This is a genomic window from Bradyrhizobium sp. 159, from assembly GCF_023073795.1.
Classification (GTDB): domain Bacteria; phylum Pseudomonadota; class Alphaproteobacteria; order Rhizobiales; family Xanthobacteraceae; genus Bradyrhizobium.
Map to the genome: position 1 here is coordinate 59849 of NZ_JADPKE010000090.1, position 20220 is coordinate 80068.

The window sequence follows — 20220 nt, forward strand, 5'->3', positions numbered from 1 at the left end:
GCCACACAATCGAGCGGAACCTGGAACGAAGCGCGTTGCCCCGCTTTGGTCGAGCGGAGTGAGGCGCGCGATGGGAGAGAACGGATGGCCCAATCCGAAGACATGACCCGCTGCATCGGGCTCTGCATGAGCTGCTATCAGACATGCCTCGGCACGGCGATGAATCACTGCCTCGAGACCGGCGGCAAGCACGTGGAGCCAAAGCACTTCCGCCTGATGATGGCCTGCGCCGAGATCTGCCGGACGGCGGCGCATTTCATGCTGATCAACACGCCCCATCACAGGCACACCTGCAGCGAATGCGCTGAAATTTGCGCCGAATGCGCCGAGGATTGCGAGCGGATCGGCGGCATGGACGAATGCGTCGCGATGTGCCGCTCCTGCGCCCAATCCTGCCGCGCGATGGCGGCCTGAAGGACGACGCCCCATGCTGGAAGAGAAACTCAAGGAAGCCATCATCGGCGAGCTGCAAAGACAGGCCGCCGAGCGGCCGCAAGCGCTTAGGGTTCAAGGCGCGGATGATGCCGAACGCTCGGAGGAGCTGAACGTCAACGGCAAGGTCGACCTTGGCGCGCTGGTCATGGTGATCGCGGGATCGGTTGCCGGCGGCCCTTAGCTCGATCGTCGACCGCCCCTTAGCCGTATTCCTCTCCGATGCCGTATTCCCGGTAGATCTCCAGCGGATCGAGGTCGGGGAACAGGCGGCATTTGGCCTGGGCCAGGTGCAGGCTTACCGCGGCCGGCTCCTTGCCATTCGAGAGCATCTTGCGGATGTCGTCCATATGTGCGTTCGGCCGGTGCTTGGGCTCGAGTTGCTCCAGTGCGACCAGCGCGGTCGCGAGGGCCTCGGTCAGAACCCAGTCGTCGTGGCCCGTGATTCCCTTCTTCGACATCGGCAGACCCCACATCTGGTGGCGGTCGATAGTCTATCGCGACTTCCGCCAAATCGCCATTGAACCGTTGCGGGCTACCGGCGTGCAATGGACCGACGGCATGCTCCGTCTTGCATTATGGCCGCGTGTGGCTAAATGGCGGCGAACTGCGAGGCGATAGTATCTTTGTTGAAACAAATTTGGCGTAGACGGACCTGCACGGTCTCCAGGCCGGCTGCTCCGTCCGGCCCCCTGATTCCGTATGCGCAACGATCCGGTTGCGCATCCCTCAAGGCTCGAGCCAGCATGGTCTTTCTTAGCTTCGTCTACCGCTTCATCACCAATTTCGCTTTCCTGGCGGTGGTCTATTTCAGCCTGAACTTCATGGAGAAGTATCCGAACCGGGCGATCCTGGCGATCCTGGTGCTGGTCTATGCCGCCATGCGCGCCGCCTCGACGCTGCGCGCGTTCTACTTCTTCCAGAAGATCGAGAAGCTGGAAGCCGAGACGCGGCGCCTTCAGGCTCCCATCAATGATGGCTCGGGCGGAAGCTCGGCACGCAAGCAGGTCGTCGCCGACGTTGCGCGGCTGCGGCGCGACGGCGAGCTCAAGTCCTATATGGACCTGTTCTTCCTGGCGCTGATCGTGCTGCTCTGCGTCGCCGCGATCATGCGGCAGTAGGACCTTAAGCACGCTTCTTCAGGCTGGCGACGCCGGTCGGGTGTGGGGCAGCGCTCTTGGTCTGCGCGGCGGGCTTCGGCGCGGCTGGCGCTGCCTGCGCGGTGCGCCGTCCTTGCGATCTCGCTGCCTTGCCCCTGGCTGCCTTGTCCTTGGCCGCGTGCGGCGTCTGGGCTGCCATGGCCAGCCGCGTCGCGCGCCGCGACAAGGACGTCGACAGCAGCACCTCGACCGAGCCCTCGGGGATCGCAAACAGATCGCGGCCCGGCACGGGCAGGGTAGCCTCGACATTCGCCTGCGCCATGGTCCGGCGCGGCAGCAGCGGCTGGTGCTCGGTCTGCGCATTGAGATCGGCAAGGGCGGGCGCCGGCAGCATCCGGGTCTGCGCGAACACGAAATTCGGCACGCGCGGCCAGCGCGCGATCGGCGTCGTCTCGGTCGGCGAATGCAGCAGCCATTCCACCGGCGTGGTCGGCGTCGCCGGCCGATCGGCGGTCGCGGGCACCACATGGACGATACGATAGCCCCGCGCCTTGAGGTCACGGATGATCTTCGGCAGCGCCGCCACCGTGCGGGCCTGGATGTCGTGCAGCAGCAGGATGCCCTTGCCCTTGGCCTCGAGGCGCTGGATCGCGAGCTGATAGACGCGATCCGACGACACATGGCGCCAATCGTCGGCCGGAAAATCGGCGCTCCAGACCTGGATGCCGCGCGAGATCAGATGGTTCTCCACGCCTTCGGCGCGCATCAGGCCGGGAATGCGGAAGAACGGCGCAAGCTTGGTCGGATCCGTCATTGCGGCCGCGGTCCATTCGATGCCGCCGTTGATCTCGGCCTCGGCCTTCTCGATCGGCATGCGATCGAACGTCAGCGGATGGTCCATGCTGTGCGTGCCGACGGTGTGGCCCGCCGCCACCAGCTTGCGCACCCCTTCCGGGTTGGCCTTGGCCTGGTTGCCGATGATGAAGAAGGTCGCCTTGATGCACTCGTCGGCTAAGATCTGGAGCACCTGGTTGGAATATTTCGGCAGCGGACCGTCGTCGAAGGTCAGGACCACTTCATGGTCCTTCAGGGGCAGCGTCTCGCGATATTGCATGGTGCCGATCAGCGGATGCTCGCGCGGATCGACCACGAGGGTACGGGACGTCCCGAGCGCGTCGGGATGGCCGGGACAGTCGGCCGCGAGCGCCGCCGGCGAAGCGGTCGTCAGCAATCCCAGCAACAGGCCAAGGGCCGTCCACGATCGCGTCCGCAAACCAACGCTACTTCCGATCATGAACCTCGTCTGCCCCCATGAGATTGCCGCCTTAATAGGTCGGAGATGCCCCAAAACGGTTCAGCCGGAGCCGCCCTCAACTTTGCATGGGGTAGCATGAACAGAGTATTAATTGGCCCCAAATCACCCATTTTGCGCCGGCGTGACATTCCGGCATCAATGCGCATCGGCATTCTTCTGCGCTGGGCCTGCCGGAACGATGTGAACAACTCGATACCCGTTCTCCCTCAGATACCGCAGGAAGGCCGGCATGATCGCGGCCGTGCGCGCCTTGGGGTCGTGGAACAGGATGATGCCCTTGCCGCTCGCGGCGAGGCGCTCGGTCACGAGCTTCAATTCCTGCTCCGGCGTGATCTCGTTCCAGTCGCTGGCCCAGAGGTCAGCCCCGAACACCACGATGCCGCGCGCCTGGAGCAGGTCGAGCTGTGCGGGCGTGGACTCGAAATAGGGGAAGCGGAAGAACGGCGTCGAGGGCGTCGTGGTCGAAACCCCGCGCAGCGCCATCTCGTCGGCCGCGATGCCGCGGTCGATCTCGCTCTTGGCCTTGTCGAACGGGATCCGCGCCATGAACGGGTGCGAGAAAGTGTGGTGGCCGATGGTGTGGCCCTCGCTGGCGATGCGCTTGACCATGTCCGGATGTTCGGAGGCGTGCAGGCCGATCAGGAAAAAGGTCGCACGTACGCATTCCTGCGCCAGCGCCGCCAGCACCTTCGACGTGGTCGGTGGATGTGGGCCGTCATCGAAGGTCAGCACGACCTCGCGATCGGCGAGTGGCAGCGTCTGCGGAAAGCTCTTCAGGCCCACGCGCGGGGTGGCCTTGACGTCGACACTCAGAACGCGCGCAGTGCCGAGCGCGTCCTTGCGCGGGCACTCGGCGGCTTCAAGCGAGGTCGCGCCGACGAGGCCGGCCAGCACCGCGCCCAGCGCCATCGGCGTCCATTCCGGGCATTGCATCTTTGTCATTGCGCTCGCTGTTCGCTTGTGGGTATTGCCTGAACCGTCAGCCCAGACCATCTGATCCAACCTGTCAAACGGCGAGGCGCGCCATGGATGAACATCTGGACGTTGCCGCTCCCGCCGCGGATTCGGTACTCGACCACGTACCGATGCGCAATGAAGACGGCGAAATTCGTCACGAATTCGTCGAGGAGATCGCGCATGCGATCGAGGCCGCAGACTCGGCACAGCTGCGCGCGATCGTCGCCGAGCTGCACGAGGCCGACCTGGGCGACCTGATCGGCGCGTTGCAGCCCGACGACCGCGTCCGCCTGGTCGAGCTGACCGGGCGCGACTTCGACTTCTCCGCGCTGAACGAGGTCGACGAGGCCGTGCGCGAGGAGATCCTCGAGGAACTGCCGCCGGAGACCGTCGCTGAAGGTGTCCGCGAGCTCGAATCCGACGACGCGGTCGAGCTCCTGGAAACGCTCGATGCCGAGGAACAGGAGGAGATCCTCGAGAAGCTGCCGCTGAAGGAGCGCGTCGCGCTCGAGCGCAGCCTGCTCTATCCGGAGAATTCCGCCGGCCGGCGGATGCAGACCGAATTCATCGCGGTGCCCCAGGACTTCACCGTGGGCCAGGCGATCGACTACATGCGCGAGACGCCGGACCTGCCCGACCGCTTTTATGAGATCTACGTCGTCGACAAGGACCAGCACTGGCAGGGTGCGGTGCCGCTCGACGTGCTGCTGCGGGCGCGCCGTCCGGTGCCGCTCACCGAGCTGACCGACGAGGATCGCCGCCGCGTCTCCGTCCTGGAGGACCAGGAGGAGGTGGCCCGCATGTTCGGCAAGTACAATCTCGTCGCAGCGCCTGTGCTCGACACCCAGGATCGCCTGGTCGGCGTCATCACCGTCGACGATGTCGTCGACGTCATCGAGGAGGAGGCGGACGAGGACCTCAAGGCGCTCGGCGGCGTCACCAGCGACGAGGAGCTGTCGGACACTTTTCTCACCATTGCGCGCGGCCGCTTCAACTGGCTGCTGGTCAATCTCGCCACCGCCTTCCTGGCGTCCTCCGTGCTCGGCCTGTTCGAAGGCCAGCTCGAGAAGATGGTGGCGCTCGCCGTGCTGGCGCCGATCGTGGCGAGCCAGGGCGGCAATGCCGCGACCCAGACCATGACGGTCGCGGTGCGGGCGCTGGCGACGCGCGAGCTCGGCTCCTCCAACGCCTGGCGCGTGGTGATGCGCGAGAGCCTGGTCGGCCTCGTCAACGGTCTCGCCTTCGCCGTGATCACCGGCATCGCGGCCGTGGCCTGGTTCAAGATCCCCGGCCTCGGCATCGTCATCGGGCTTGCGATGATCTGCAACCTCATTGCCGGCGCGCTCGGCGGAATCCTGATCCCGATGGCGCTCGACCGTGTCAGGGCCGATCCCGCGGTGGCGTCCGGCACCTTCGTCACCACCGTGACCGACGTCGTCGGCTTCTTCTCCTTCCTCGGCATCGCGACGCTCTGGTTCGGGTTGAAGTAGGACGGACGTGCGGCAACCTCACTCTCGTGTCCCGGGCGCGCAGCAACGCCCTTAGCGTTGCTGCGCAGAACCGGGACCCAAAAAGCGATAGGGACGAGACCCACGAGATGGGCCCCGACACTGCAGCGCAACGCTGAAGAAGTGCTGCGCTGCGTCCGGGGCACGAGACCGCTCTCTTAATCCGAACTTAAGCGACCTGCCGCATCATCGCCCCGCTTGGGGGAATGAGCATGCGGTTGCGGCTGAAGGCGGACGGACGGATCGTCGAATTGCGGGACGGACAGGAATTTCCGGTCCAGCCGGCGGCCAATGTCGCGCCGGGCGATGCCGGCCCGCTCGCGGTGCGCGATTTGCGCCGCCGCGCCTGCCTCACGCAGATGGAGTTCGCCGCAAAACTCGGCGTCCCAGTCGAGACCATTCGCAACTGGGAGCAGGGCAAGCGCGCCCCGCGCGGACCGGCCCGCGCGCTGCTCGCCGTGATCGCGCATGCGCCGGATACGGTCTTCCAGGCGCTCGCCAAAGTTTGACGCTAAGGACGGAACGCCAAGAGCTCGCGCGAACCTGCCGTTAGCATTGCGTTGAATATCCGGCCGAACTGTCGCGGCGTCCGTTGGCAGCGTCATGGGCCGGGTCCATAATGACGGCCGGATGATTTGGGGCTGCCGCAACAGAGAGGATTCCTCATGCTGTTCGTCGAGGCCAATGGTGCAAGGATCCCGGCGATCGGGCTCGGGACCTGGGAATTGGGCGGCCGGCCATGCGCTCGCATTGTCGAGCAGGCGCTGCGGCTCGGCTATCGCCACATCGATACCGCGCAGGCCTATGACAACGAGCGCGAGGTCGGCGACGGCTTGCGGTCCTCGGGCGTGCGCCGCGACGACATCTTCCTCACGACGAAAGTCTGGACCAACCATTTCGCGCCCCACGATCTCGAACGCTCGGTCAAGGAGAGCCTCGCCCGCCTGCGACTTCCCTCCGTCGATCTGTTGCTGCTGCACTGGCCGAATTCGCATGTGCCGCTGGCGGAGACGCTTGGAGCGCTGTCGCATGCGAAGCGCATGGGCCTGACCCGCCACATCGGCGTTTCCAATTTCACGGTGGCGCTGATCGAGCAGGCGGTGGCGTTATCGCCCGAGCCGCTTGTCTGCAATCAGGTCGAATATCACCCTTATCTGGATCAGGCGAAGGTGAGGGCGGCCTGCGACCAGCATGGTCTTGCTCTCGTCGCCTACAGTCCCATCGCCAAGGGCCGCATCAAGTCCGACCAGACGCTCGCGGAGATCGGCCGCGTCCATCGCAAGAGCCCGGCGCAGGTGTGCCTGCGCTGGCTGATGCAGCAGAATGTCGCCGCGATCCCGCGCACCTCGCGCGTCGAGCGTCTGTCGGAAAACATCGAGATCTTCGATTTCGAACTGTCGGAGGACGAGATGGGCCGGATCGCCGCGCTCGCCAATCCCAGGGGACGCCTGACCGACTTCGGCTTCGCGCCGAAATGGGATTGAGGGGGGCTTCCATTATGCTAGGACCAGCGCGGCAACCTGAAGTCAATCGATGGAACTGCGGAAGATCATACGGACGGACCTGGCGGCGTCGGCAATCGCGCATCTGACGCTGGTGGCGCTGATCATCCTGATCAGCGAAGTCCATCCGTTCCACGCCGCGCCACCCGAGACTGTTACGGTCGACATCGTCACGCCGGAGCAGGTGAAGGAGGAGGCCAAAGCCGAGGAGAAGGCCCAGGAAGAGGCGAGGGAGAAGCCGCCGGAGCCGAAACCCGACCTGAAGCTGCCGAAGCTGGATTTCGCCGACAAGTCGGATGCGACGGCCAAGCAGCAAACCGCGCCATCGCCCTCACCGCAGGCTTCGCCCGAGCCGCAACGTTCTGCGCAGCAGCAACAATTGCAGAAACAGCCTTCGCCGCCGAACCCGCGCGAGGTCAATGCACAGCCGCAACAGCCTCCGCAGCAAGCCCTGCCGCAGCCGATGCCGCAACCGCCGCCTCAGGGCATGCCGCTGCCTCCGACGCCGCCATCACAGGTGATGCAGCAGCCCCAGGCCGCACCGCCGCCGGCCTATCAGGCTCCGGAGCCCGACGTCACCGTCAAGTACGGCGTCATGCTGGGCCTGCCACCTGAATTGACGGAGCTGCCGAAAGACGCCCCCAAGAACGACGGCGGCGACGCCAAGGATTCGATCGCCGCCAAGCTGCCGTCCGAGGTCATCGCCGAGCTGCGCCGTCACCTGAAAAACTGCGCCAAGCTGCCGTCCGGGGTCGCGCCGACCGACAACGTCTATATCAAGCTGCGCACGGTGTTCGCCACCGACGGCACGCTGGCACGCGAGCCGATCCTGATGGAAGCCCCGCCGTCCGCGAAGGGCGTCGCCATCGTCAAGTCCGCAATGAGCGCACTCCAGAATTGCCAGCCCTACAAGATGCTGCCGGCCGACAAATACGGGGAATGGAAGGTGCTGGATTTGCCGTTCAGCCCGCGGGATTTCGGCGGGGGCTAGGACATAGTCGTGTAGCCCGAACGGAGCGCAGCGTAATCCGGGTGATTGCTCGCCATTGACACTTTCCCCGATCGCGCCGCGCTCGATCCGTCGCCGCGCCTGTGTCGCGGCTCTGTCAATCCCGATTGCGCAAAATATTCTCCTTTACCGAAATTCGGAAATGACGTATGTATCGCCCACCCCGGTTCATCCGAGAGGGGCGATCATGTGTCGTGATGATCGCGGAGCCGGGCTTGCGGTGGACGCGGCAGCGTCGGGCGCGAGAGGCCAAGGGCAGGGCGGATTGCTCTCCGTGAGCCCTTAAGCTTCGCGCAGACGGACGGCGCTGTCAGGTTCGTCGCGCCAGCATGTCGATGGCAAGGTGCACAACGCCGTCGAACCCTGCGGCGCAGGCGAGCCGCGCGTACGGCAAAACCGTGTGGTCCTGGCCGTCGTTGCTACGGTCAAGCCCTGGCGGATGCGGCATGGGCGTCAACCGGCGCGGTGTCCGTGACTTTCGCTGGAGTGAGGGAGGCCAGAACGAACTCGGCTCCCGGGAGAGCGCGGCATAAGCCGTCAAACCACTGCGCAGGGAAGGCCGTGTGTTGGGCTTCACCTGTATGCCGCTGTGCAGTTCTTCTGCGTGTGCCTTTCGCACAGCGGACCGTGGGTGCCAGCCGGCACCCGGCCTTTCCTGCGCCCTCCGGCTTTGAGGGTGGAGAGATCAAGCAAAGCTCGGGCGAAACGCGCCGCGAGAATGCGAAGGCGTGTCTGCACGTTGAATGTGTGTTGGAGAATGACGTTGGTTCACCATGCTCCGTCATTGCGAGCGCAGCGAAGCAAATCCAGAGTCTTTCCGCGGAGGGATTCTGGATTGCTTCGCTGCGCTCGCAATGACGTTGAGAGAGCATGCCTCACTCTCCTCTCGTGCCCCGGACGCAGCGCAGCGCCCTTCAGCGATGCGCTGCAGAGCCGGGGCCTATATCGCAGCGCCTTCCCGTGTGGGCCGGGTCCCGGCTCTGCGTCGCGTCACTTCGTGCCGCGCCGTGTCCGGCACGGCAGTGCATCAATGACCGCGCTTCTTCTCCTCGTCAGCCGCCACCACCTCCGGCGCCATCGCCGCCCAGGCACTGGACGCGAATTGCCGTCGCCAGGTCACGACCACCACGGCCGCCGTGGTCGCGAACAGCAGCCAGGGGCTGACGAACCAGCCGAGATAGCCGAGCGCGAAGAAGAAAGCGCGCTGGCCGCGGTTGAAATGGCGGCCTGCGGATTCGAACAGGCGCGTGGTGCGGATGACATGGGCTTCCGCCTCCACCGTGTCGCGCTGGGACGCTGGCGGCATGCCGCCGAACAGGATCGCGACATAGTTGAACAGGCGATAGGCCCAGGCGAACTTGAAGAAGGCGTAGACGCAGATCAGCACGAGGCCGACGCATTTCAGCTCCCACAGTGCGGGCGAGGGGCTGAGGTCGATCGGCAGCTTGCTCAGGATCGTGATGGCGTCGTTGGTGGCGTGCAGCCGCGCCAGCGCGCCGCCCAGCGCGAACAGGCTGGTGGAGGCGAAGAAGGCGGTGCCGTTCTGGAGCGAGGCCATGATCTGCATGTCGACCATGCGCGTGTCGCGCTCGAGCAGCTGGCGCACCCAGACCTCGCGGTAGCGATTCATGCGCGCCGACAGGCTGTCGCGGCCATAGGCCGAATGCTCCAGCGTCAGCGCGTAGACCAGCCATTCGATGATGAAGAAGCCGACGGCGGTAATGTCGACCCAGTGCCTGCTCATGTCCGTCTCCTCGCGGGCGGCAACGATTGCCACGCATGGCAAGGCGCGGCAACGATTGATTGGGGGCAGGCTATGGCGTTAAAAGCAGCTCGCTTCAGGACGTCTCGGGGAGGATTGACGACATGGCTGCGCTGAAACTCGCGATCGGCAACAAGAACTACTCGTCATGGTCGATGCGGCCTTGGCTTGCACTGCGCGCCAGCGACATCCCCTTCGTGGAGACCGTCATCCCGCTCTACACCGACAATCCCGCCGACAAGGAGCAGATCCTGTCCTTCAGCCGCGCCGGCAAGGTGCCGGTGTTGGTCGATGGCGACATCACGGTGTGGGACTCGCTCAGCATCATCGAATACATCGCCGAGCGCTACCCGGAGAAAAAGCTGTGGCCCGACGATGTCGCCGCGCGCGCTTATGCCCGGTCGGTGTGCGCCGAGATGCATTCCGGCTTCATGGCCTTACGTAACGAATGCGGCATGAACCTGCACCGCCCCGTGCGCCCGGTGACGTTGTCGGCGGACGCCAAGGCCAATATCGCGCGCGTGCAGGAGATCTGGCGCGAGTGCCGGACCCGGTATGGCGCCAAGGGACCGTTCCTGTTCGGCCGCTTCGGCGCGGCGGATGCGATGTACGCGCCGGTCGTGCACCGCTTCCGCACCTATGCGATCGAGGTCACGCCCGAGACCAAGGCCTACATGGACACGATGCAGGCGCTGCCGGCGTTCCAGGAATGGACCCGGGACGGGCTCGCCGAAACGCTTCGCATCGAGAAGTTCGAGGACGCCTGACCGCTGGTCCGGACGGGAAGGCCGGCCCGCGCGCCGGCTGGCGGCGCTCCTGCCACCGCCGTGATTCCCCACGCTGCGACATCCGGCTGCGACATGCCGCCGGACGGGGCTGCTCCGGCGGTATCATCGGCCCGCCGGTCCATCTCTATCGTTCTGAAAAGACTGTCAAATTGGCGCGGTTGTCATGCCGGCATGACGCTGGCCAAACGGGCGGGGCTCGTGCTATACGACGGCCCGGGTTTCCGGCCGGCCATCGCAGTGGGACACTGGGCGAGGCAGGCGCTGTTTGAGTGATGGAGAGGGTGTTGAAGCACAAATTCCCCGTGGGAACGCGCGTGTTGTTCACGGCCAGCAATGTGGCGCGTCCGGCTGCCAGCGGCGCGTATGAGATCATCCGTCTGCTGCCGACCGATGGCGACGACTGCCAGTACCGGATCAAGAGCTCGACCGAAGCCTTCGAGCGCGTCGCCAAGGAAAGCCAGCTCGCGCTCTCCTGAAGACGGACGCTACCCTGCGCATTGGCGCCTCCCGGAATTGTATCCTCTCGCCGTCAAAAGGCCCGCTTCGGCTTCGCAAGGTGGGGCGGGGGCAGTTGCCGACTCGCGGTGCTCGCTTGACCATTCGCTCTTTGCTCGCGTGAGAGGACGTCGCGTATGACCTGGTCGCTCGACCAAATTTGGCGCTGGCCGGCCTTCCCGATGTGGATGACGCTGCTGGCTGCCGGATTCTTCGGGCTGATCCTGCTGATCACGCTGCTGCGCGCCGACAGGTCGGTCGCCAACGGCGCGTTGACCGTGATCACGCTGCTGTCCATTGCGATCGCCGGGGCGGCCACGGTGCGCGTCTATGGTTCAGAGGGGCAGGCCACCCCGGCCGAAGCGCGCGCGCAGGCGGTAACGGCGAGCCTGCCGGCGCTGTCCTGCCTCGACGATCTCGCCGGCGATGCCGTGGCCGTTGGCTGCGAGAAGGCGCTGTTCGGCGCGCCTGAGGCAGCGGCTGCCGCCGTCTCCTATACCGCCGCCAGGATCGACCGGCTGACCGCGCTCGGCGACGTCGCCACGGCCGAGAAGAGCCTGACGCTGGACCTGAAGGTGCTGCGCAAATCGCTGGAGCGTGATCGCTACGGCCTCGTCGCCCATGTGCTGGTCGCGCGCGACGGCTGCACGCAGTTCGATTGCGCTGCGTTCCGCTCGCTGACCGACCAGCAGCAGGTCGCCGCCAACATGGATTCCCATCGCTACGACACGCTGGTTGCGCGCTATGCGCCGACCTGGAACGCGCCCGCAACGGCGCTGGCGATGCCGGCTACCGGCGCGCTTTCCGGATTGCCGCCGTCGATGCCGACGGGCAAGCCGACCAATGCCGAGTTCCCGAGCGCCTCGTCGACGCCGCCGGTCAGCATCATGAATCCGGAGCCGCCGACCGCGGCGACGCGCCAGGCGGCACCGGCCGCAAACGCAGCGCCGGCAGCGCGCGCGCCGGCAGCGGCCTCGGCACAGGCCGCAGCGCCTGCGGCACCAACTGCATCGGCCGCGAAGAAGCCGCCTGCTCCAAAGGCAGCGCGTTCTCCCGCAGCGCCGGTTCCGCTCGCGCCCCCGCCAGCCTCGGCGGCTGCTCCAGCGGCTGCGGATAACGAGTAGATCGGCATTCCAAATGCGCGGCTGCCCGGCTAATGCTGGGGCATGCCGCTACACCTGATCAAGCTCGCTGTCGGCTGCGACTCCGTCAAGGAATTGAAGGAGTGGATCGCCGAACGGATGCAGACCGCCAAGAAGAAGGGTCTGCCGCAACGTCACATCCACATCACCCGCATGGTGCCCAAGCGCGACGCCGAGATCCTCTCGGGCGGTTCGCTCTATTGGGTCATCAAGGGCGAGATCGCCGCGCGGGAGAAGATCATCGGGATCGAGCCGTTCCGTGATAAGGACGGCATCGGGCGCTGCCGGATCGTGATGCAGCCGAAGGTGATCTCGGTGTCGCCGCGGCCGATGCGCCCGTTCCAGGGCTGGCGCTATCTGACCGATGATTCGGTGCCCGCCGATCTCGGCAAGTCCGCCGCCGGCTCGATCGCGGCGATGCCGGAGCCGATGCGGCGCGAGCTGCGTGATCTCGGATTGCTCTAAACCGCGATATTGTCGATCAGCCGGGTGGTGCCGAGCTTGGCCGCGACCAGGATCCGCAAGGGTCCGTCCTTGCGCGAGGTGACCGGCGCCAGCGTCGCGGCATGGCGGGCTTCGAAATAGTCGAGGGCGAAACCGGCCGCCTTGATCATCTCGGCGCCGCCGGCCATGGCGGGCGCGATCGCATCGCCTGCACGGATGCGCCCGGCGCTCTCCTTCATGGCGCGGTAAAGCGTGATTGCGGTCTGCCGCTCCTGTGGTGACAAATAGACGTTGCGCGAGGACATCGCGAGCCCGTCGCGCTCGCGCACGGTGCGGGAGCCGATGACCTTGACGCCGAGGTCGAGATCCCGCGCCATCTGCGCCACCACCCGCAGCTGCTGAAAATCCTTCTCGCCGAAGATCGCAAAGTCGGGCCGGCATTGCGTGAACAGCTTGCCGACGACGGTGGCGACGCCGCCGAAGAAATGCGGGCGGAAGCGGTCCTCGAGCCCGGCCAGCGCCGGCCCCTCCGGCACGATGCGGGTGGCAAAGCCCTCCGGATACATGGCCTCGACGCCGGGGTGCCAGACTACATCGACGTCCTCGGCCGCGAGCTTGGCGATGTCGGCCTTCCAGGTGCGCGGATAGGCGCCAAAATCCTCGGTCGGGGCGAACTGAGTGGGGTTGACGAAGATCGACACCACGACGCGGCTCGCGCGTCGCTTGGCGAGGCGAACCAGCGACACATGCCCATCATGGAGTGCCCCCATGGTCGGGACCAGTGCGATCGTGGCCTTTCGCTTGCGGAGAGTGTCGACGGCGCGCCGCAGGGCAGGGACCGTGCGGGCGATCAAGGGACTTGATGACATCAGGACTCGATAGGGTTGGGAATCAGTGCGGGTGCGGCCGGCGCGCGACCGGCTAACCTTAACAAGCGGCGATCATGGACACCATGCATCCGGATGCGGCACAGCATCCCGGCCAAGGCTGCGCAGAATGTCGCGACATTGTGGGCTGGACCACAGACGAAAAGATGCCGCCGCAATTCATAACGAAGAACGGCGCATTGCAATTTGCATTACCTGTCACGCATTTCACTTGACCGCCGATGCGGTCAACTCGAAGATATTCGTTAGGGGTATTGAGGATCGCCATGCTTGTGCAGGCTAGCCAAGGCCAATCCGGCTCGGCGCATGTGGTCGTGCTCGGCAATGAGAAAGGCGGCTCCGGAAAATCGACGACCGCCCTGCACATCGCGGTTGCGCTCCTGAAGGCCGGCCAGCGCGTCGCCACCATCGATCTCGACTGCCGCCAGCAGAGCTTTACCCGCTACATCAGCAACCGTTCAGCCTGGGCGCGCCGCACCAAGCTCGACCTCGAGCTGCCGGTGCATCGCTGCATCAAGCTCGGCGAGACCATGCAGATCGCCGAGAACGAGAATGCCGAGTTCCTGCAATTCATGGAGGCGGTCTCGGCAGTCGAAAGCAGCTTCGACTTCATCGTCATCGATACGCCCGGCACCGACAGCTACCTGATGCGGCTGGCGCATTCGATGGCCGACACGCTGGTGACGCCGATCAACGACAGCTTTCTCGATTTCGACGTGCTCGGCACCGTCGATGCCGCCAACTACGCGGTCACGGGGGAGAGCCATTACGCGGAGATGGTGCGCGACGTCAGGCGCAAGCGCCGCCAGCTCGACGGCGCGACCACCGACTGGATCGTGGTGCGCAACCGCCTGTCGATGCTCGGCTCCCGCAACAAGCAGCTCGTCGCCGAGGGGTTGAAGGATTTGTCGCTGCGGCTCGGCTTCCGCTACGTCGACGGCTTCGCCGAACGTGTCGTCTATCGCGAATTCTTCCCGCGTGGCCTGACCGCCCTCGACGAGATCGACGAGGCCACGCTCGGCATGCGGCCCAATCTCGGCCATCTCACCGCGCGGGAGGAGGTGACCAGCCTGCTCCGCCAGCTCAAGCTGCCGCTCGATGAGCGCGGCCGCCGCCGCGCCGCCAACCGTGCCGAATGGTTCAATCAGGTCGACAAGCCGCTCGAGGTCCACGACATCCTCGGCGCCTGAGGCCGCGGTATATTGCTACTTTCCGTCAAATCCGAGCCAGTTGCCGCGGGAACTCGGTCCGCGCTCCGCGCGTTTTCATCTCACGTTGACTACGAATTGAACCCGATCGGGCCCGGTTGCGTCGGATGGTGACCTGCACCCTGACGAAGCCTTATGACAAAGGGTGCCCAACAAACGTGTGCGACGCACAATGAAAGGGCTGCCGGTTCACAATATTTAGCCTTCCTGTCACGCTGCTGTGACATATATTAGGGAATAGGCGACAAGGGGACAAAGAGCCCCGGAGAACACGATTTTCAACAGGGATCAGGCCGCAAGAGCCTGCGGCTGAGGACGAAGATGAAGCGTGGAATTGCCGTTCTGGTTTCGGTCAGTGCTCTCTGCGGCATCGCCTATTTCACGGCGAGCAAGTGGGCCATCAAGCACGAGACCATCACCTTCTACGACGCTTCGCGCGACAATCGCCCGGTGCCCGTCCACATCGCGGTGCGCCGCGACAAGGAAATGCAGGCCAACGCCGGCATGATTAAGTTGCCTGTCGCCGTGATCAATCATGGCAACACCGTCAAGAACACCGAGTACGGCTTCCTCGCCAACATCTTCGCTGCGCGCGGCTACATGGTCGTGAGCCCGCAGCATGATTTGCCGACCGACCCTCCGATGGTGACCAAGCCGGGCGAGCTCTATGTCGGCCGGCTGCCGCAGATCCTGCGCGGCGTCGCCAACATTCATCTCGCCATGCAGGAGATGAAGAAGGTCCAGCCGAATGCCGACTACGACAAGGTGACCATGGTCGGTCACTCCATGGGCGGCGACATCACGATGTATTTCGCCAAGCAGTATCCGGATGAGGTCAAGAAGGTCGTCACGCTCGACAATCTGCGCGTTCCCTTCGTCACGGCCGGCAAATTCAAGATCCTGTCGTTCCGTTCCACCGATCCCCAGTTCAAGGCCGATGCGGGCGTGATCCCCACGGACGAGGAGTGCGAGAAGGCGGGCATTCAGGTCGTGAAGACCGAGTTCCAACATAATGACATGCGCGACACCGGTCCGGATGCGGCCAAGAACTCGATCCAGAGCATGCTCGACAGGTTCCTGAGCGCCACCGACAGCGACGTCGGACCGGTCGACACGCAATCGTCTCCGCCCAAGATTCTCGAGCCGGGTCCAGTTGCATTGATGGCGCCTGCCAAGAGCTGACGCCTCCCTCATTGATACCGATCTCGAAGCCTCCGCCGGCTTACGTCCGCGGAGGCTTTGCACATTGACCGGGCTGTCCGCGCCCACCACATTAATCGCCCACGCATGGTTGAGCAGCGATGTCGGGCGACCCCATCAAACCGCGCGGCGATGCCGTCTCGACGAAAGCCGGCGGCGCAGTGCCGCAGGCCGGAACGTCCACCTCGGATGACATTGCCGCCTTTGTCGCCAAGGCGCGTGCGTTGTCACCGCATGCGCCCGGCGCGAGGGGGCGGCTGATCTTCGCGCTGGATGCGACGATGAGCCGGCAGCCGACCTGGGACATGGCCTGCGCGCTCCAAGCCGACATGTTTCGCGAGACTGCGGCGCTCGGCAGCCTCGACGTCCGGCTCGTCTACTATCGCGGCTTCAACGAATGCCGTGCGACGGCGTGGATCTCCGACAGCGCCAGGCTTGCGACGCTGATGAGCAAGATCGATTGCCGCGGCGGCGACACCCAGATCGGCAAGGTGCTGAGCGAGGCCCGGCGCGAGGCCGTCGCGTCCGGCGTGCGGGCCGTCGTCTTCGTTGGCGATGCCATGGAGGAGAACGCCGACGAACTCTGCGCCAGGGCCGGCGAGCTTGGCATGCTCAAGGTGCCGGTGTTTGTGTTTCAGGAAGGCCATGACGCCGTGGCCGAGCGGACCTTTCGCGAGATCGCGCGCCTGACCGGCGGTGCCTGGTGCCGGTTCGATCCTGGCGCGGCGGCGCAGTTGCGCGAGCTGTTGCGGGCGGCCGCGGCTTACGCCGCCGGCGGCCGTGAAGCGCTGCTGGAATTGGCGAAGAGCGCGAGCGCTGCGGCGAAGCTGATCGGCCAGATGAGGTAGCGATCAGGCTGGCGACCGGCTGCGGAAGCTGAACGCGATGCATTTTGCCGAGAGCGCGACTATATTCCGCCCATGACCCTGCTCGCCGGCGCTGTCGCCGTTATCACGCTTTATCTGCTGCTCCAGATGTTCCGCTCCGCCAATCCGGCGGTGCTGGCGCGCACCATCAAGCTCGGTGGCGGCGTGGTGGCGCTGGCGGTCGCAGCGTTCACGGGTCTGCGGGGAGAACTGGCGGTCGCGATTCCGCTCGGCATCTTCGGCGCCGGGCTGCTCGGCTGGACACCCTTGGCCAACGCCGGCTTCGGCAATGTCGGAGGGCTGTTCGGCGGCGGCGCGACGCGCGCCTCCGGACAGGCCTCGCGCGTGCGTTCGCAATTCCTCGACATGCGGCTCGACCACGACACCGGCCAGCTGACAGGCCGGATCGTTGCCGGACCTCATGCCGGGCGCGATCTCGGCGAGTTCGATCTTGCCGGCCTGCTGGCGATGGTGCCGGCGTTCGATGCCGAGAGTGTGGCCTTACTTGAAAGCTATCTGGACCGCCGGTTTCCCGCTTGGCGTCAGAACGCGCAGGGCGATGCGGCAGGGCGGCAGCGTCGCACGGCGGCGAGCGGCAAAATGACGGCGGAGGAGGCCTATCAGATCCTTGGCTTGCAGCCGGGCGCGGGGCGTGACGACATCAGCAGGGCTCACAAGTCCCTGATGAAGAAACTCCATCCCGACCAGGGGGGCTCGACGTATCTCGCTGCCCGTGTAAACGAGGCCAAGGATACTCTGCTTCGTACGCATAACGGCTAACTCCGGCACCACGCTACAAACGCCCGTACCGCGTGAGCTCCGCTTGCTCTGTCTGCCGTCGCCCCGATGCCCGCCATTGTCGGCGTGGTCGATCCCTTGAGGAAAGTTTTAACCGTAAATTGTTGACGAGAGGTTGTCGCGGAACAGCCTCGGCGTCACCCCAAAACGAAAATGCCCGCGCAAGGCGGGCATTTGCTTTGAGAGACTCGAGAGATCAGTTGCGCACGGTGATGCAGGAGATTTCGGCGCGCTTCAGGGTGCGGCAGACCGCTTCGGCCTGGTCGCGCTCGAGCCCGGCGAAGCGGGCACGGTAGAGCTTGCGATTGTCCTTGGCGACGACCGGCTCGGTGAACGGGTCGGCCTTGCTGAGCAGGCCGCGGGCCGAGCTGCGGGCGGCGTCGATGCGTTGCTGGGCTTCGCTCTCGCTCTCGAGCGCACCGACCTGGACGATCCAGCCGCTGTGGGTGACGACTGGCTTGGTCGTGGCGCTCATCTGGATTGGCCGCGGCGCCGGATCGGCGGAAGCAAGCTTCGGAGCGGCCGGGGCGGGAGCGGCGGCGGGTGCGGCTGGCAGCACGCCGAGGATGCCGTTGCCGGTGCCGAAGCCCGCCGGCTGCCGTGGCAGCTCGGTGCGGGCGATCTCGGACTTCGGCGCTTCCGGCTGGCTCGGGATTTCGGGCCTGTTGATGAGATCGGCCCGGGCGACGACGGCGCCGGACGTTTCCGGGACATCGGACCGGGACGGAATGGTGTTCGTGACCGGTGGCGACACCTGCGCCGGGGCAGCGGAGGCGACTTTCACGGCGCCGGCCTTGACCTGAACGGTCTTGACCCGGACCGGCTTCATCGGTTCGGACGAGCCGGGGATGATGGACAGCGGCTGGCTTGAGATCACGCCATTGGTGAGCGGCGCCGGCTCGATCTTGGCTTCAGCCGGGCGAACTTCAGGCTTGGCCTGAGCCGGCGGCATCGCGGCAGTCGCAGCCGCCAGCGTCGACAGACGCGCGGCAAGGCGGGACGAGGCGGCCTCGGGAGCAGGGGCCGCCGCGGCCTGGACCTGCGGGGCAGAGCGTGGAGCATCCGAGGCGTCGGCGACCTCGGCACTGGCGTCGGCGCCGTTGCGCTCGGTGACGGCGGCGACGGTGTGGGTGGTCGCGCCCTTCTCGAGATTCTCCGCGAGCAGATTGCGCATGATCGCGTCGCGGGAGCTGCCGCTGCGGCCGCCGAGCACAACGCCGATCAGATGGCGATTGCCGCGGCGCATCGAGGTGACGAGGTTGAAACCGGAAGCGCGGGTGTAGCCGGTCTTGATGCCGTCCACGCCCTCGACATTGCCGAGCAGGTGATTGTGGTTCCGGATCGACTGTCCGCGCCAGTTGAACGAGGCGGTCGCGAAGTAGCGATAGTAGCGCGGGAAGCGCTCCTGGATGGCGCGGCCGAGCGTGGCCTGGTCGCGTGCGGTCGTCACCTGCTCGTCGTTCGGCAGGCCCGAAGCGTTGCGATAGACGGTCTTGGACATGCCGAGCGCGCGTGCCTTGCGCGTCATCATCTGGGCGAAATCGCTCTCGTCGCCGCCGATCGTTTCTGCGATCACCACGGCGGCGTCATTGGCGGAACGCGTCACGAGGCCCTTGATCGCGTCCTCGACGCGGATGGTCTGGCCGGGGCGGAGGTTGAGCTTGGTCGGATCTTGGTCGGCGGCATGCTGCGACACCGGCATCTCGCTGTCGAGCTTCAGCTTGCCGGATTCGAGGCGCTCGAACAGCAAGTAGAGCGTCATGATCTTGGTGAGCGAGGCGGGGTGACGCAGTGCGTCGGGGCTGGTCGACTGGAGCACCGTGCCGGAATTGCCGTCGACAATGATGGACGCAAATTTTGAGCTGGAGCTCTCGGACACCTCGCGCTGCACCCGATGGTGCGCGTAATGGCGCCGGTGGCGCCGTGCTTCGGCAGCGTCGGTGGTGACGATGATTACGGTGGTGACCGTAAGAAGCCCGAAAACGCCAACCCGCGCCAAGCGCGAGGCAGACAAGTTGTTACGAAGCATGGAACCCCGTCCCCGTTTCTGACTTGATCACCGGCTCGTGAGGCAAAATTGTGCCCAATCGACCCGGGATCATTACCTGCTCAGGCTGTCCCTCCGCTGATGTTCACCGCGGGGGACGTTTGGACCTGAGCCGCTGTTCTGGCTAAGGTGATGTTCTCAAACGGCTTTGGCCGCCTGCGAAAGTGAACACGTCCAGGGAATCAGGGTAGGGGGCCGCGGTTTCCAAAAGCTTAAGGAACCCTTGCGGAAAACCCCGGGAATCTTCGCGATTTAAATCTGCTTTTGTGCGACGCACAAGATTCTTGACTTTTTTGTGCGCTGCACTAATTGTAGGCAAAGTCAGGGAGCCGGGGCTTCCCGACGAGAGCCAGGGAAAAGGATTCCGACATGTTCAAGGTTGAAGACTTTCAGAACTACGGGAAAGAGCAGTTCGAGCAGTGCGTCGCCTCCGCGACCTCCGTGCAGCACGGCCTTCAGGCGATCGCGAGCGCTTATGGCGACTACACCAAGAAGTCGTTCGAAGACACCAAGTCCTTCGTCGAAAAGCTCTCGGGCGTGAAGTCGCTGGACAAGGCGATGGAAGCGCAGACCGATTTCGCCCGTTCCGCCTACGAGACCTTCGTTGCGGAATCGCAGAAGATCGCCGGTCTCTACAGCGACCTCGCCAAGCAGGCGCTCAAGCCGGTCGAGACCATTGTGTCGAAGTTCACCCCGGCTGCGAACTGAGCTTTCCGGGACGTCTTGGAATCGAAAAGCCCGGCTGATCAGCCGGGCTTTT

Annotated in this window: 23 protein-coding genes; 17 read left to right on the forward strand and 6 right to left on the reverse strand. The window is 65.2% G+C overall.

What is annotated here, in order from left to right; translation table 11 throughout:
* Positions 1 to 84: 84 nt before the first annotated feature.
* Both IVA96_RS28105 and IVA96_RS28110 read left to right on the forward strand, forming a co-directional pair.
* The gene (locus tag IVA96_RS28105) at positions 85 to 414 is read left to right on the forward strand and encodes a four-helix bundle copper-binding protein (protein ID WP_247275739.1); all 330 of its coding nucleotides are present in this window, start codon (positions 85 to 87) and stop codon (positions 412 to 414) included.
* A gap of 13 nt (positions 415 to 427) precedes the next feature.
* The gene (locus tag IVA96_RS28110; RefSeq protein ID WP_247275740.1) at positions 428 to 616 is read left to right on the forward strand and encodes a hypothetical protein; all 189 of its coding nucleotides are present in this window, start codon (positions 428 to 430) and stop codon (positions 614 to 616) included.
* A gap of 19 nt (positions 617 to 635) precedes the next feature.
* Here IVA96_RS28110 and IVA96_RS28115 read toward each other — a convergent pair whose 3' ends face one another.
* Positions 636 to 893 carry a hypothetical protein gene (locus IVA96_RS28115; protein ID WP_164940018.1) on the reverse strand — a complete coding sequence of 86 codons (258 nt, stop codon included), beginning with the start codon at positions 891 to 893 and terminating at the stop codon, positions 636 to 638.
* A gap of 285 nt (positions 894 to 1178) precedes the next feature.
* On the opposite strand from IVA96_RS28115, the gene IVA96_RS28120 reads away from it, so the two are divergent.
* The gene (locus tag IVA96_RS28120) at positions 1179 to 1553 is read left to right on the forward strand and encodes a hypothetical protein (protein WP_247275741.1); all 375 of its coding nucleotides are present in this window, start codon (positions 1179 to 1181) and stop codon (positions 1551 to 1553) included.
* A gap of 4 nt (positions 1554 to 1557) precedes the next feature.
* Here the strand turns inward: IVA96_RS28120 and IVA96_RS28125 are convergent, their stop codons facing one another.
* Both IVA96_RS28125 and IVA96_RS28130 read right to left on the reverse strand, forming a co-directional pair.
* Positions 1558 to 2826, reverse strand: a complete 1269-nt coding sequence (locus tag IVA96_RS28125) for a polysaccharide deacetylase family protein (protein ID WP_247420604.1) — start codon at positions 2824 to 2826, stop codon at positions 1558 to 1560.
* 156 nt (positions 2827 to 2982) lie between these two features.
* Positions 2983 to 3756 carry a polysaccharide deacetylase family protein gene (locus IVA96_RS28130; RefSeq protein ID WP_247275785.1) on the reverse strand — a complete coding sequence of 258 codons (774 nt, stop codon included), beginning with the start codon at positions 3754 to 3756 and terminating at the stop codon, positions 2983 to 2985.
* Between the two features lie 116 nt (positions 3757 to 3872).
* On the opposite strand from IVA96_RS28130, the gene mgtE reads away from it, so the two are divergent.
* From mgtE to IVA96_RS28150, 4 genes are all read left to right on the forward strand, one after another.
* Positions 3873 to 5294: a magnesium transporter gene (gene mgtE / locus IVA96_RS28135; protein ID WP_247275743.1), complete on the forward strand. Its 1422-nt coding sequence runs from the start codon at positions 3873 to 3875 to the stop codon at positions 5292 to 5294.
* Between the two features lie 224 nt (positions 5295 to 5518).
* Positions 5519 to 5821, forward strand: a complete 303-nt coding sequence (locus IVA96_RS28140) for a helix-turn-helix domain-containing protein (RefSeq protein ID WP_247275744.1) — start codon at positions 5519 to 5521, stop codon at positions 5819 to 5821.
* Positions 5822 to 5977: 156 nt separating this feature from the next.
* Positions 5978 to 6796 carry an aldo/keto reductase gene (locus IVA96_RS28145; protein WP_247275745.1) on the forward strand — a complete coding sequence of 273 codons (819 nt, stop codon included), beginning with the start codon at positions 5978 to 5980 and terminating at the stop codon, positions 6794 to 6796.
* A 49-nt stretch (positions 6797 to 6845) separates the two neighbouring features.
* Complete coding sequence (locus tag IVA96_RS28150; RefSeq protein WP_247420609.1) at positions 6846 to 7805, forward strand: hypothetical protein; 960 nt, start codon at positions 6846 to 6848, stop codon at positions 7803 to 7805.
* A 1045-nt stretch (positions 7806 to 8850) separates the two neighbouring features.
* Here IVA96_RS28150 and IVA96_RS28155 read toward each other — a convergent pair.
* Entirely contained in the window at positions 8851 to 9567 is a 717-nt protein-coding gene (locus tag IVA96_RS28155; RefSeq protein WP_247420612.1) for a DUF599 domain-containing protein, read from the reverse strand.
* A gap of 122 nt (positions 9568 to 9689) precedes the next feature.
* Between IVA96_RS28155 and IVA96_RS28160 the strand changes: the two genes are divergently transcribed.
* The 4 genes from IVA96_RS28160 (at position 9690) to IVA96_RS28175 (ending at position 12475) form a co-directional block, all read left to right on the forward strand.
* Positions 9690 to 10352 carry a glutathione S-transferase family protein gene (locus IVA96_RS28160; RefSeq protein WP_247275748.1) on the forward strand — a complete coding sequence of 221 codons (663 nt, stop codon included), beginning with the start codon at positions 9690 to 9692 and terminating at the stop codon, positions 10350 to 10352.
* Between the two features lie 293 nt (positions 10353 to 10645).
* Positions 10646 to 10849, forward strand: coding sequence for a hypothetical protein (locus IVA96_RS28165; protein ID WP_247275749.1), 204 nt, complete (start codon positions 10646 to 10648; stop codon positions 10847 to 10849).
* 156 nt (positions 10850 to 11005) lie between these two features.
* Positions 11006 to 11992, forward strand: coding sequence for a hypothetical protein (locus IVA96_RS28170; RefSeq protein WP_247275750.1), 987 nt, complete (start codon positions 11006 to 11008; stop codon positions 11990 to 11992).
* 42 nt (positions 11993 to 12034) lie between these two features.
* The gene (locus IVA96_RS28175; protein WP_247275751.1) at positions 12035 to 12475 is read left to right on the forward strand and encodes a DUF1489 domain-containing protein; all 441 of its coding nucleotides are present in this window, start codon (positions 12035 to 12037) and stop codon (positions 12473 to 12475) included.
* On the opposite strand, the gene panC is transcribed toward IVA96_RS28175, so the two are convergent.
* Positions 12472 to 13323, reverse strand: a complete 852-nt coding sequence (panC, locus tag IVA96_RS28180; protein WP_247420616.1) for a pantoate--beta-alanine ligase — start codon at positions 13321 to 13323, stop codon at positions 12472 to 12474. The two genes, IVA96_RS28175 and panC, sit on opposite strands and share 4 nt — an antisense overlap.
* 74 nt (positions 13324 to 13397) lie before the next feature.
* Here panC and IVA96_RS28185 point away from each other — a divergent pair, with 74 nt between their 5' ends.
* The 5 genes from IVA96_RS28185 (at position 13398) to IVA96_RS28205 (ending at position 17395) form a co-directional block, all read left to right on the forward strand.
* On the forward strand, positions 13398 to 13556 hold the full coding sequence (locus IVA96_RS28185; protein ID WP_247420618.1) for a hypothetical protein: 159 nt from the start codon (positions 13398 to 13400) through the stop codon (positions 13554 to 13556).
* A gap of 51 nt (positions 13557 to 13607) precedes the next feature.
* Positions 13608 to 14531 carry a division plane positioning ATPase MipZ gene (locus tag IVA96_RS28190; RefSeq protein WP_247275754.1) on the forward strand — a complete coding sequence of 308 codons (924 nt, stop codon included), beginning with the start codon at positions 13608 to 13610 and terminating at the stop codon, positions 14529 to 14531.
* A 339-nt stretch (positions 14532 to 14870) separates the two neighbouring features.
* On the forward strand, positions 14871 to 15731 hold the full coding sequence (locus IVA96_RS28195; RefSeq protein ID WP_247275755.1) for an alpha/beta fold hydrolase: 861 nt from the start codon (positions 14871 to 14873) through the stop codon (positions 15729 to 15731).
* Between the two features lie 119 nt (positions 15732 to 15850).
* Positions 15851 to 16597, forward strand: a complete 747-nt coding sequence (locus tag IVA96_RS28200) for a VWA domain-containing protein (RefSeq protein ID WP_247275756.1) — start codon at positions 15851 to 15853, stop codon at positions 16595 to 16597.
* Positions 16598 to 16669: 72 nt separating this feature from the next.
* Entirely contained in the window at positions 16670 to 17395 is a 726-nt protein-coding gene (locus tag IVA96_RS28205) for a DnaJ domain-containing protein (RefSeq protein WP_247275757.1), read from the forward strand.
* Positions 17396 to 17609: 214 nt separating this feature from the next.
* Here the strand turns inward: IVA96_RS28205 and IVA96_RS28210 are convergent, their stop codons facing one another.
* The gene (locus IVA96_RS28210; protein WP_247275758.1) at positions 17610 to 19442 is read right to left on the reverse strand and encodes a D-alanyl-D-alanine carboxypeptidase; all 1833 of its coding nucleotides are present in this window, start codon (positions 19440 to 19442) and stop codon (positions 17610 to 17612) included.
* 387 nt (positions 19443 to 19829) lie between these two features.
* On the opposite strand from IVA96_RS28210, the gene IVA96_RS28215 reads away from it, so the two are divergent.
* Entirely contained in the window at positions 19830 to 20168 is a 339-nt protein-coding gene (locus IVA96_RS28215) for a phasin family protein (RefSeq protein ID WP_247275759.1), read from the forward strand.
* The last annotated feature ends 52 nt before the right edge of the window (positions 20169 to 20220 follow it).